This window comes from Stenotrophomonas sp. SAM-B (assembly GCF_013387485.1).
GTDB lineage: Bacteria > Pseudomonadota > Gammaproteobacteria > Xanthomonadales > Xanthomonadaceae > Stenotrophomonas > Stenotrophomonas maltophilia_AA.
In genome coordinates this window covers 71,883-83,951 of record NZ_JABBXB010000009.1, presented here as the reverse complement: position 1 = coordinate 83,951, position 12,069 = coordinate 71,883, and the positions used below count along the sequence as shown (strand labels likewise).

Annotated in this window: 12 protein-coding genes; 10 read left to right on the top strand and 2 right to left on the bottom strand. The window is 67.2% G+C overall.

The features are described 5' to 3' along the window. The first annotated feature begins 40 nt into the window (after positions 1-40). The 9 genes from nudE to HH110_RS16100 all read left to right on the top strand — a co-directional run bounded on the left by nudE (position 41) and on the right by HH110_RS16100 (position 7,227). Positions 41-589, top strand: coding sequence for an ADP compounds hydrolase NudE (gene nudE, locus HH110_RS16140; RefSeq protein ID WP_121039027.1), 549 nt, complete (start codon positions 41-43; stop codon positions 587-589). Beyond that, a complete protein-coding gene (gene cysQ, locus HH110_RS16135; protein ID WP_176990616.1) occupies positions 586-1,389 on the top strand; it encodes a 3'(2'),5'-bisphosphate nucleotidase CysQ in 804 nt (267 codons plus the stop codon). The genes nudE and cysQ overlap by 4 nt, the downstream gene beginning before the upstream one ends. Positions 1,390-1,405: 16 nt before the next feature. After that, positions 1,406-2,218 carry a nucleoside triphosphate pyrophosphohydrolase gene (mazG, locus tag HH110_RS16130; protein WP_176990615.1) on the top strand — a complete coding sequence of 271 codons (813 nt, stop codon included), beginning with the start codon at positions 1,406-1,408 and terminating at the stop codon, positions 2,216-2,218. Next, positions 2,215-2,538, top strand: coding sequence for a YnfA family protein (locus tag HH110_RS16125; RefSeq protein WP_176990614.1), 324 nt, complete (start codon positions 2,215-2,217; stop codon positions 2,536-2,538). The genes mazG and HH110_RS16125 overlap by 4 nt, the downstream gene beginning before the upstream one ends. A gap of 95 nt (positions 2,539-2,633) precedes the next feature. Continuing rightward, positions 2,634-3,596 carry an SPFH domain-containing protein gene (locus HH110_RS16120; RefSeq protein WP_046272684.1) on the top strand — a complete coding sequence of 321 codons (963 nt, stop codon included), beginning with the start codon at positions 2,634-2,636 and terminating at the stop codon, positions 3,594-3,596. Position 3,597: 1 nt separating this feature from the next. Next, positions 3,598-4,029, top strand: a complete 432-nt coding sequence (locus tag HH110_RS16115; protein WP_176990613.1) for an NfeD family protein — start codon at positions 3,598-3,600, stop codon at positions 4,027-4,029. Between the two features lie 85 nt (positions 4,030-4,114). After that, entirely contained in the window at positions 4,115-5,227 is a 1,113-nt protein-coding gene (gene gcvT / locus HH110_RS16110) for a glycine cleavage system aminomethyltransferase GcvT (RefSeq protein WP_176990612.1), read from the top strand. Between the two features lie 98 nt (positions 5,228-5,325). Next, the gene (gene gcvH / locus HH110_RS16105; RefSeq protein WP_176990611.1) at positions 5,326-5,721 is read left to right on the top strand and encodes a glycine cleavage system protein GcvH; all 396 of its coding nucleotides are present in this window, start codon (positions 5,326-5,328) and stop codon (positions 5,719-5,721) included. 927 nt (positions 5,722-6,648) lie between these two features. After that, positions 6,649-7,227 carry a hypothetical protein gene (locus HH110_RS16100; protein WP_176990610.1) on the top strand — a complete coding sequence of 193 codons (579 nt, stop codon included), beginning with the start codon at positions 6,649-6,651 and terminating at the stop codon, positions 7,225-7,227. A gap of 137 nt (positions 7,228-7,364) precedes the next feature. Here the strand turns inward: HH110_RS16100 and HH110_RS16095 are convergent, their stop codons facing one another. After that, positions 7,365-8,702: a serine hydrolase gene (locus tag HH110_RS16095; protein ID WP_241696606.1), complete on the bottom strand. Its 1,338-nt coding sequence runs from the start codon at positions 8,700-8,702 to the stop codon at positions 7,365-7,367. 223 nt (positions 8,703-8,925) lie between these two features. Beyond that, positions 8,926-10,515: a GMC family oxidoreductase gene (locus HH110_RS16090; RefSeq protein ID WP_176990608.1), complete on the bottom strand. Its 1,590-nt coding sequence runs from the start codon at positions 10,513-10,515 to the stop codon at positions 8,926-8,928. Positions 10,516-10,715: 200 nt separating this feature from the next. On the opposite strand from HH110_RS16090, the gene HH110_RS16085 reads away from it, so the two are divergent. Then, positions 10,716-12,053, top strand: coding sequence for an NTP/NDP exchange transporter (locus tag HH110_RS16085; protein ID WP_176990607.1), 1,338 nt, complete (start codon positions 10,716-10,718; stop codon positions 12,051-12,053). The last annotated feature ends 16 nt before the right edge of the window (positions 12,054-12,069 follow it).

Below are 12,069 nucleotides of genomic sequence, written 5' to 3'. Positions count from 1 at the left end.
TGAACACGTTTTCACCAGTACCCATTCTAGAGATGCTCGCATGAGCCGTCGCCTGCCCATCATCCACCAGATCACGGACGAGGAAAGCGGGCCGTTCCAGCGCCAGCATCTGGATCTGGAGTTTTCCAACGGCGAACGCCGCCGCTTCGAGCGGCTGGTGACCCGCGGCCACGGCGCCGTGGTGGTGGTGCCGATGCTCGATGACGAGACCGTGCTGCTGGTGCGTGAATACGCCGCCGGCATGCACCGTTACGAGCTGGGCCTGGTGAAAGGCCGCATCGACGCCGGCGAAACGCCCGAACAGGCCGCCGACCGCGAATTGAAGGAAGAGGCCGGGTACGGCGCCCGGCGGGTCGACGTGCTGCGCGCGATGACCCTGGCCCCGACCTACATGAGCCACCAGTCGTGGCTGGTGGTGGCGCGCGATCTGTACCCCGAACGCCTGGTCGGCGACGAGCCGGAGGAGTTGGAGGTGGTGCCGTGGAAACTGGCCGATCTGGACCAGTTGATGCTGCGCGAGGATTTCTCCGAAGGCCGATCGCTGGCGGCGCTGTTCATCGCCCGCGAGTGGCTGGGACGGAAGGAATGATCAAACTCACGACGGATCTGCGCGAAACCGTCATCGCCATCGCCCAGGACGCAGCGGCCGCCATCATGGCGGTGTACGCCACGCCGTTCGATGTGGAGATCAAATCCGACCACAGCCCGGTCACCGCCGCCGATCTCGGTGCCAACCAGGTGATCGAGCGCGGGCTGGCGCAGCTGACCCCGGAGCTGCCGATCCTCTCCGAAGAATCGGCGCAGGTGCCGTGGGACATCCGCCAGCACTGGGGCGCCTACTGGCTGGTCGACCCGCTGGATGGCACCCGCGAATTCGTCAAACGCAATGACGAGTTCAGCGTCAACATCGCGCTGATCTACCAGGGCGCGCCCGCGTTCGGCGTGGTGCTGGCCCCGGCCACCGGCCAAGTCTGGCACGCCATGCGCGGCGAGCTCGCCTACCGCCGCGACGGCATGCGCGATTCGGTGCTGCGCACCCGCACGCCGGCTTCGGCACCGCTGCGGGTGGCCGCCAGCCGCTCGCATCGCAGCGCGCAGACGCAGGCCCTGCTGGACCGCATGGGCGATATCGAGGTGCTCGCCCAGGGCTCCTCGCTGAAGTTCTGCCGGCTGGCCGAAGGCACGCTCGACGTCTACCCGCGGCTGGGCCCGACCTCCGAATGGGATACCGCGGCCGGCCAGTGCGTATTGCACGCGGCCGGTGGCGCTGTGCTCTCGGCCGAGACCGGCAAGCCGTTCCGCTACAACCGCCGCGAAACCCTGTTGAACGGCGATTTCATCGCGCTGGGCGATACCCGCCTGCCGTGGCGCGCGTGGCTGCCCGCCTGACCTGACTGGAGCAACGATGCCTGCCACCCCTGAACTGGACCGCCTGCTGGGCATCATGGCGCGCCTGCGTGATCCGTTGCAGGGCTGCCCCTGGGACCTGCAGCAGGACTTTGCCAGCATCGCGCCCTACACCATCGAGGAAGCCTACGAGGTCGCCGATGCGATCGACCGCGGCGACCTGGACGATCTCAAGGACGAACTCGGCGACCTGCTGCTGCAGGTGGTCTTCCACGCGCAGATGGCGCAGGAGCAGGGCGCCTTTGCGTTCGCCGACGTCGCCCGCGCGATCAGCGACAAGATGGAGCGCCGGCATCCGCATGTGTTCGCCCAGGTCCAGGTCAAGGGGGCCGAGGACGTCAACAGCAACTGGGAGGCGATCAAGCGCGCCGAGCGTGCCGCCAAGGGCCACACCGACACCTCCGCGCTGGCCGGCATCTCGCGCGGGCTGCCGGAATGGCAGCGGGCGGTGAAGCTGCAGGCGCGCGCGGCACGGGTCGGTTTCGACTGGCCGGGCCCGGCGCCGGTGATGGACAAGGTGCGCGAGGAGCTGGACGAGGTTGCCGCGGAATTCGCGCGCGGCCCGGTCGAGGAGAACCACGCGCGCCTGCAGGAAGAACTCGGGGACCTGCTGTTCGTCTGCGCCAATCTGGCCCGTCACGCCCAGGTCGATGTGGGCGCCGCCCTGCGCCTGGCCAACCACAAGTTCGAACGCCGCTTCCGGGCGATGGAAGCGCAGGCCGAGGCCGCGGGGCAGTCGATGGCCGCGCTCGACCTGGACGCGCAGGAAGCGCTCTGGCAGCAGGCCAAGGCGGACGAGCCCAAGCCGTGAAGACGCTGCTGCTGTTCGTGCTGACCGCAGTGGCCGAGATCGTCGGCTGCTACCTGCCGTGGCTGTGGCTGCGCAGGGACGGCAGCGCGTGGCTGCTGCTGCCGGCCGCCGCCAGCCTGGCGTTGTTCGCCTGGCTGCTGACCCTGCACCCGACCGCCAGCGGGCGGGTCTATGCCGCCTATGGCGGGGTCTACATCGGCACCGCGCTGATGTGGCTGTGGCTGGTCGACGGCATCCGCCCCAGCCGTTGGGACCTGCTCGGCGTCGGCCTGTGCCTGGTCGGCATGATGGTCATCATGTTCGCCCCGCGCACCGCCTGATCCCGACGAAACCGGTCGGGGGAAAACCCCTACGGCCGCGTGAAGACGGCGTGGCTATACTCGGACCTACGATTCCGGGGAAAGGGAGTGACCTGATGTTTCCGACCATGCTGTTCTCGCTGGTACTGGCCTTCGTGGCCGTCGTCATCCTGTTCAAGGCCGTGCGGATGGTGCCGCAGGGCTACGAATGGACCGTGGAGCGCTTCGGCCGCTACACCCACACCATGTCGCCCGGCCTGCATTTCCTGATCCCGATCGTGTACGGGGTGGGCCGCAAGGTGAACATGATGGAGCAGGTGCTGGACGTGCCCAGCCAGGAAGTGATCACCAAGGACAACGCCGCCGTGCGCGTGGACGGCGTGGTGTTCTTCCAGGTGCTGGATGCCGCCAAGGCCGCCTACGAGGTCGCCAACCTGGAAGTGGCGATGATCGCCCTGGTGCAGACCAACATCCGCACCGTGATCGGCTCGATGGACCTGGACGAATCGCTCAGCCAGCGCGAGGTGATCAACGCCCAGCTGCTGAGTGTCGTCGACCATGCCACCAACCCGTGGGGCGTGAAGGTCAACCGCATCGAGATCCGCGACATCCAGCCGCCGCGCGACCTGCTCGACGCGATGGCGCGGCAGATGAAGGCCGAGCGCGAGAAGCGCGCGCAGATCCTGGAAGCCGAAGGCTCGCGCCAGTCCGAGATCCTGCGCGCCGAGGGCGAAAAGCAGGCCACCGTGCTGGAGGCCGAGGGCCGCAAGGAAGCCGCCTTCCGCGATGCCGAAGCGCGCGAGCGCCTGGCCGAGGCGGAAGCCAAGGCGACCACGATGGTCTCCGAGGCGATCGCCCAGGGCGACGTGCAGGCGATCAACTACTTCATCGCACAGAAGTATGTGGAAGCATTCAAGGAACTGGCGACCTCGCCGAACCAGAAACTGGTGCTGATGCCGATGGAGGCCAGCGGCGTGATCGGCTCGATCGCCGGTGTGGCTGAACTGGCGCGCGAGGCGTTCGCCAAGCAGGAAGAGAAGAAAGCCACGCGCGGCGTCCCGCCGCGGATCGGAGGCTGACATGCGCTGGGAAGTCGTGGCCTGGGGCGCGCTGGCACTGGTGCTGTTCGCCGCCGAGGCGCTCGCGCCCGGCGCCTTCATGTTGTGGATCGGGATCGGCGCCGCCGCCGTGTTCGTGCTGGTCGCGGTGTTCGCCGACATCCCGCTGCTGTGGCAGGTGGTCGCCTTCGTGGTGCTCAGCGTCGTCTCGATCCAGTGCTACCGGCGTTGGGGGCGATCGCATGATCGCCAGAGCGACCAGCCGCTGTTGAACCGGCGCGCCGAGCAGCTGATAGGACGGGTGGTCGTGCTCGACCAGGCCATCGTGGCCGGCAAGGGCCGGGCCAAGATCGACGATGCGTTCTGGGTGGTGTCCGGGCCGGATCTGCCGGCCGGCAGCCCGGTGCGGGTGGTGGCGGTGGAAGGCATGACGCTGAAGGTGCAGCAGGCCTGATCCGCGGTTTTCCCGCACCGCCGCAGGCGTTGTGAAGGCGGTTCTGGGATAATGCTTTCTTGCCTTCATTCCCCCGGAACCGGTCATGACCCAGAAGACGCTTCTCAACGATACCCACCGCGCACTCGGCGCCAAGATGGTCGATTTCGGTGGCTGGGACATGCCGATTCATTACGGTTCGCAGCTGGACGAGCACCACCTGGTGCGCAGCGATGCCGGCATGTTCGACGTCAGCCACATGACCGTGGTGGACCTGCGCGGTGATCAGGTCAAGCCGTTCCTGCGCACCCTGCTGGCCAACTCGGTGGACAAGCTGAAGGCGACCGGCAAGGCGCTGTATTCGTGCATGCTCAATGCCCGCGGCGGCGTGATCGACGACCTGATCGTCTATTACATGGCCGACGATTTCTTCCGCATGGTGGTCAACGCCTCGACCCGCGAGAAGGACCTGGCCTGGATCCGTGAGCAGGCAGCCGCCTTCAACGTGGAGGTCATCGAACGCGAAGACCTGGCCATCATCGCGGTGCAGGGCCCGACGGCACGCGAGCGGGTGATCGGCCTGCTGGGCGAGAGCGATCGCGCCGCGCTGGAAAAGCTCGGCCGTTTCGCCGCGCTGGAAACCACCGCCGCCGACGGCACCCCGCTGTTCCTGGCGCGTACCGGCTACACCGGTGAAGACGGTTTCGAAATCCTGCTGCCGCAGACCGCCGTGGTCGCGTTCTGGACGGCGCTGACCGCCGCCGGCGTGCGCCCGGCCGGCCTGGGCGCGCGCGACACGCTGCGCCTGGAAGCGGGCATGAATCTCTATGGCCAGGACATGGACGAAGAGATCACCCCGTACGAAGCCGGCCTGGCCTGGACCGTGGCATTGGACGAAGGTCGTGACTTCATCGGGCGCGACGTGCTCGAGGCGCAGAAGGCGGCCGGCAACGCCCGCCAGCTGATCGGCCTGGTGATGGATGAAAAGGGCGTGCTGCGCCACGGCCAGGTCGTGCTGACCGCCAGCGGCGAAGGCGAGATCCTGTCGGGCACCTTCTCGCCGACGCTGGGCAAGGGCATCGCGTTCGCGCGCGTGCCGGGCGGCGACCTGGGCGACGTCCGCGTCGACATCCGCGGCAAGCAGGTTCCGGTGCGCGTGGTGAAGTTCCCGTTCGTGCGCGAAGGGCAGGCCCAGCCCGGCGTGTTGATCGACGGCTGATGCCGTGAAGTACCCGGTGCGGACGCATGCGTATCCGCGCCGGTTGGTTACACTACCCCCGTTTCTTGACCCCCCCTGATATTCCTCGGAGCAGTCCCATGAGCGAGATCCCCGGCGACCTCAAATTCCTCAAGTCCCACGAGTGGGCACGCGTTGAAGGCAACGGCCGTGTCACCGTCGGTATTTCCGACCACGCCCAGGGCCTGCTTGGCGACCTGGTCTATGTTGAACTGCCGGAGGTTGGCCAGGAGGTCAAGGCCGGCGAACAGGCGGCGGTGGTCGAGTCGGTCAAGGCGGCTTCGGACGTGTACAGCCCGATCACCGGCACGGTCGTCGAGGTCAATGAAGCCCTGAGCGACAAGCCGGAAACCATCAACGAAGACGCCTACGGCGACGGCTGGATCTATGTCGTCGAAGTGGCCGGCCTGGACGAAGTCAACGAACTGCTGGGTCCGGACGACTACGCCGAGCTGCTGGAAAACGAAGATCACTGATCGCGTTTCCGGCAGGAAGAACGGCCGCCTGGTGCGGCCGTTTTTTTTTGCCCGCGCGCCGGGTGCGTGTCGATGCCGTTAGCAGTGCGTGAGGGTCGTGCGTGTTGCGGACCTCCATTGCGCGCGAACCAACCGCCTCATGACGATCGGTTCGGTGTCGATGCGTGCCGGTGATCTGGCCCGCGTCGACGACCGACGGCATGCCGATGCGGGATCGATGCGGATGCGTCGGCGACGTTCGAGCGCCGATGCCAGGCGCGAACGCGTCGGTGCCGGACGGTCAAAAGTTTGCGCAGTTACGCGAATCGGGTCGAAAAAAGCGCGGACGGATGTGAAAAGTTTTCCGGTCCGTTTAAGGTCCGCACGGGCAGTCCCGCGGCGGCTGTGATCGAACCCGCCGCGCGTCCACGGTGGTGCCACAGTACACGGCGATGTTGCGATGTCGCGACACGAAAGTGCTTCTTTTAAGTGTTTTTCTTTTCGGCGGTGTCAGCGCCTGCTCGCATGCGGTGCCCGCGCTGGCGATGGCATGGCGCGCCTGCGGGGTGATCACAGGGCGCGGCAGGGGCGTCGCGGCAAGGCGCTGGTGTGAAAATTTTTCGCCGGGGTTGTTGACAGTGAAAAAAAGCGTGATTAGGTTTCGCCTCAGCAGACCTTGCCTGCGAACAGAGTGAGCAGAATCGACATCAAGTCGCGAAGCACAACCTGGACATCCACCTCGCGTCCGATGACGGTGGAGATGGCTTCGCTTCCTTCAGCGAACCGCAAGACCCTTCCTGATCCGATATCTGCCTGGCCGCACATGGCAGGTGTCCCCGTATCCGTCACGACGCGCATGACGCGACGGCGGTCCCCGCGACGCAGCAACGGCGGGTTTGCTTTACCTGGGCGTTTCCACTCCATAGATCACTGACGAGGAGCCATCCCATGGCAACCAAGAAAGCTGCGAAGAAAAAGCCGGCCGCCAAAAAGGCAGCCAAGAAGGTCGCTAAGAAGGCGACTGCCAAGAAGACCGTGAAGAAGGTAGCCAAGAAGGCGGCTGCCAAGAAGACGGTGAAGAAGGCGGCCAAGAAGGCGACCGCCCGCAAGGCGGCCGTGAAGAAGACGGCGAAGAAGGCCGTGAAGAAGACGGCAAAGAAGGCCGCGACCAAGAAGACCGCGAAGAAGGCAGTGAAGAAGACGGCGAAGAAGGCCGTCAAGAAGACTGCGAAGAAGGCAGCCACCAAGAAGACCGCGAAAAAGGCGGTAAAGAAGACGGCCAAGAAGGCGACCCGCAAGGTAGCCAAGAAAGCCGCTCCGAAGAAGGCTGCCAAGAAGACCGCCAAGAAGGCCACCCGCAAGGTAGCCAAGAAGGCCACCGCCAAGAAGGCGACCGCCCGCAAGGCTCCGGCCAAGAAGGCGTCGGCGAAGAAGGCAGTGAAGAAGGTCGCAAAGCGCAAGCCGGCCGTTCGCAAGAAGAAGGCCGCTCCGGTCGCTCTGCCGGCAACCCCGGCACCGCTGATCTAAGTTTTTCCCGATAGCCGTACCTGAGACTCCTTCCCTGGCAGCCCAGCGGGGAAGGAGTTTTTTTATGGGCGACGCGAAAGAACGCACAAAAAAGGCGGCCCTCAGGCCGCCTTTTTCGATGCCGCTCGCGGGCGGGATCAGCGCGGCGAGGCGACCGCACGGTTCGACGAAACGCCCTTGCGCTTGCCCTGCGGGGCGGCGTCTTCGGCCATCAGGTTGTCGCTGCCGAAGTCGGTGTCCACGTCCAGCCAACGTTGGGTCGGCAGGCCCATGGCCTGGTCGAGCACGGTCGGCAGCAGGCCGCTGGGCAGGCTGCTTTCGCCGTTCCACATGATGGCGATGCCGAGGTCACGCTCGGGGATCAGCGCGACCAGGCCGCGATAGCCCTGGACGGCACCGGCGTGGAAGATCACTTCGTGGCCGGCGTAATCGAAGGTTCGCCAGCCGAGGGCATAGCCGGCCGAGTTGAGGCGTTCGCGGCGCCAGCCCGAACGCATTTCGCCCGGAGTGCTGATCAGGCTGGCGTGCAGCGTGGCCAGCAGCGGGGCGGGCAGCACGTCGGGGCGGTGACCGGTGTGGGCCAGCAGCCACTGCGCCATGTCACTGGCGCTGGCGTTGACGCCGGCGGCCGGGGCGAGGCGGTAGTAGGTCGGCTTGGGTGTCAGTGCGACCCAGCCGTTGCGGCTGCGCACATGCGGGCGTGCCCAACGCGAGCTGGCCTGGATGCCGGCGAGGCCGAGGCTGGCGTCGTCCATGCCCAGCGGCTTGAACAGGCGGCGCTCGACGGATTGCTCGTAGAAGCTGCCCGAGGCGGCGTACACCACGTCGCCAATCAGGCTGAAGGCCACGTTCTGGTACGCATAGCAGTCGCCGGGCAGGCACTTGAGCGAGGTGGCGGCCAGCTTGTGGGTGAGCGTGTAGTACTCGGCGTTGGCTTCGACGTCGCGGTCGTAGGCGTTGTAGGGCAGGCCGACGCGGTGGCTGAGCAGGTCGGCCACGGTCAGGCGCTCGGTCGCTTCGGGCGTGCTCAGCTGGAAGCCGGGTACGTAGTCGGTGACCTTGCTGTCCCAGCGCAGCGTGCCGTCGTTGACCAGCAGGCCGGCCATGGTGCCGGCGAAGGCCTTGGACAGCGAGGCGAGGCGGAACACGGTGTGGGCATCGACCTGCTGCGGGTTGTTGACGTCGGTGACGCCGTAACCGCGCGCGCTGAGCACGCGTCCGCCCTGGACGATCGCCACGGCCATGCCGGGCACGCGTTCGCCATAGGTAAGCTGCTGCGCCATCGATTCGATCGCGGCGACGTTGAAGCCCTGCGCAGGCGGCTGCACCTTCAGGCCGGCGGCCGTGGTGCGATATGCGGCAGGCTGGGTGTGCGGGGCGGCGCTGGGCGCCGACTCCTCGATGTTGACCGGCAACGCGGCGGGCGCCGTTGCGGGCGTCTGCGCGGTGGAAGACATGGCGATGGGCATCAACATGCCCAACAACCCGGTGGCCGCCGAACGGATCGGTCGGCGCCTGTTGTTCTGGTTCATCGTGTGGGTGCCCGTGCGCGACTGCTGGGACCGATTCTAGCGCCGCTTTTCGCGATTGCACAAACGAATCGAAGATGAATGCGTATCACATTGAAAACGTGCGGGTTTTGCCGTTCCCGACAGGCTGAGGCCGCGCACGTCGAACGGGGGCGCAGCGCACCCCTGTTCAGCCAGGCGCGGCCGCCCGGATCCAGTGCGCGGCGCGTTCGGCGATCATCAGGGTCGGTGCGTTGGTATTGCCACTGACCAGGCGCGGCATCACCGAAGCATCCACCACCCGCAGCCGCTCGGCGCCATGCACGCGCAGGGTCGGGTCGACCACGGCCTCGGGGTGCCGCCCCATCGCGCAGGTGCCGACCGGGTGGTAGATGGTCTCGGCCTTGGCCCGGATGAAGGCGTCCAGTGCGGCGTCGTCCAGATCGGTGCCGGAGGGAAACACCGGCGCGCCGCGCCAGCGATCGAAGGCGGGTTGCCGCAGGATCTCCCCGGACAGGCGCGCGCATTCGCGCATCATCTTCAAGTCATGGCCGTCGGCATCGCCCAGGTAGTTGGCCTGGATGCGCGGCGGCGAGCGTGCGTCGGCATCGCGCAGGCGCAGCTGGCCACGGCTGCGCGGGTGCAGGGGACAGGCATGCAGGGTGTAGCCATCGCCGGGCAGCCGATGGCGCCCGTGGTTGTCGAGCATCGCCGGGACGAAATGGAACTGCACGTCGGCGCGCGCATCGGTGGCCAGCGACGAACGGGCGAAGCCGCCGGCCTCGGCCAGGTTGCTGGTGCCGGCGCCACGGTGGCCGCGCAGGAAGTAATCGACGGCGATGCGCAGCTCGCTGCTGCGGTCGTAGCTGACGCCCGGCCCGGTGTGCACGACGGTGCAGATGTCGAGATGATCCTGCAGGTTGCGGCCGACCCCGGGCAGGTCCACGCGCGGGGTGATGCCGTGGCAGCGGAGCGCGTCTGCTTCGCCGATGCCGGACAGCATCAGCAGGTGCGGGGAGTGGATGGCGCCGGCGCTGAGGATCACCTCCGCTGCCGCGCGGGCATGCAGGTGGCGACCCGCGCGTCGATAGTGCACACCGGTCGCCGTCGTGCCCTCGAAGCTCAGCGCGGTTGCCTGCGCGCCGGTGAGCACGGTCAGGTTGCGCCGCTGGCGCGCGGGGCGCAGGTAGGCATCGGCGCTCGAACACCGCGCACCGTCGCGTTGGGTGACCTGGTACAGCCCCACGCCGAGCTGCTGGTCGCCATTGAAGTCCGGATTGTGGGCGTGGCCGGCTTCCTGTGCGGCGGCGATGAAGGCGGCCGAGAGGGGATTATGGTGGCGCAGGTCGGAGACCGACAGCGGGCCGGCATCGCCGTGCAGCACGCTGGCACCACGACTGTTGCGCTCGCTGTGCAGGAACCACGGCAGCACCTGCTCCCAGCCCCAGCCGGTGGCGCCGCCGGCTGCCCAGCCGTCGTAGTCGTCAGCCACGCCGCGCACGTAGCACATCGCATTGATCGAACTCGATCCCCCCAACACCTTGCCGCGTGGCCACCACAGGCGCCGGCCGCCGAGCGCGGGCTCCGGCTCGGTCTCCAGGTTCCAGTTGATGCGGCGGTTGTTGACCAGCCGCGCCAGCCCGGCCGGCATGTGGATGAAGGGGTTGGTATCGCGCGGGCCGGCTTCCAGCAGCAGCACCCGGCAGGCCGGGTCTTCGCTGAGCCGGTTGGCCAGCACGCAGCCGGCCGAGCCGGCCCCAATCACGATGTAGTCGTACATGCCGCTCCTTGCCGGGGTGCCCGCCGAGCATAAGACAGGTTGGGGCAGGCCGGGGCTGCGCCGTGGGCCACGCAGCGTTGCGCCGATGGCCGCGCCGGAGGCTGGCGATGTTGCGGTGCATCGTTTACCTTGCGCGCTTCGACGCCCGGAGTTCCCCACATGCTGCCGTTGCAACGCCCCTTGGCCGCAGAGAGCGGGCAATGACCGCGGCGGCCGGAACCGGCGCGGCCGCCAGTGGCATGCTGGGTGCCTGGCGCCGATCGCCCCCGCTGATCTGGGCCTCGATCTACTTCTTCTGCCTGCTCAGCGGCTACTACGTGCTGCGCCCGGTGCGCGAAGCGATGGCGGCGTCTTCCGATCTGCAGACGGTGTTTCCGCTGCCGTTGATCGCGTGGTTCGCCGGCCATGGCATCGCGCTGAAGGACTTCGTGCTGCAGTTCCTGTTCACCTGCGTGTTCTTCATCATGCTGGTGCTGCAGCCGCTGTACGGTGCACTGGTGAGCCGCTATCCGCGCCGGGTGTTCCTGCCGGTGGTGTACGGGTTCTTCATCGTCACCCTGCTCGGGTTCTACGTGATGTTCAAGACCGGCATGCCCGGGCGCGGCATGGCGTTCTTCTTCTGGATCACGGTCTTCAACCTGTTCGCGGTGGCGGTGTTCTGGAGCTTCATGGCCGACGTGTTCTCCAACGTGGAGGCGCGGGCGTATTACGGGTATCTGGGTGCCGCCGGGACGATCGGGGCCTTCCTCGGCCCGATCATCACCTCCGCGCTGGTGCAGACGGTCGGCATCGCCAACCTGATGCTGGTCTCGGCCGGCTTCCTGCTGATCTGCCTGGGCTGCATCTGGCGGCTGCGGCTGTGGGCGGTGGCACGCGAACAGGAGCGGCAGTTGGTCTCGGGCGAAACGCCGATGGGCGGCAGCGTGTTCGATGGCCTGAAGCTGATCGTGCGCGAGCCGATGCTGCGGTGGCTGGCGCTGATGGTGCTGTTCGGCGTGGGCGTGGGCACGATGCTCTACAACGAGCAGGCCTCGATCGTGCGCCGCCTGTACCCCGATGCCGCGGCAAGCACGGCGTTCTTCTCGCGCGTGGATCTGGCGGTGAACACGCTGACCCTGATCATCCAGCTCGGCTTCACGCGCTGGTTGCTGTCCCGCTTCGGCATCACCCCCGCGCTGCTGATTCCGGGCGTGGCGATCATCATCGGGTTCTCGATCCTGGCCGCGTCGCCGCTGCCGCTGATGGTGGCGATGGTGCAGGTGATGACCCGCGCCAGCGAATTCTCACTGGCCAAGCCGGCGCGCGAGACGATCTATACCCGTGTGGACCGCCAGTGGCGCTACAAGGCCGGCGCGGCCATCGACACCGTGGTCTACCGCGGTGGCGACCTGACCTTCGCCTGGGTGCACAAGGGGCTGTCCCTGTTCGGCTCGCACATCGTGTTCCTCGGTGGCCTGGTCGTGGCCGGTGCCATGACCATTGCCGCCCTCGGCGTGCTGCGCGAAGAAAAGAAGCTGCCGGACGAGCGCCCGGAGTAAGCTCTCCGCATTACGT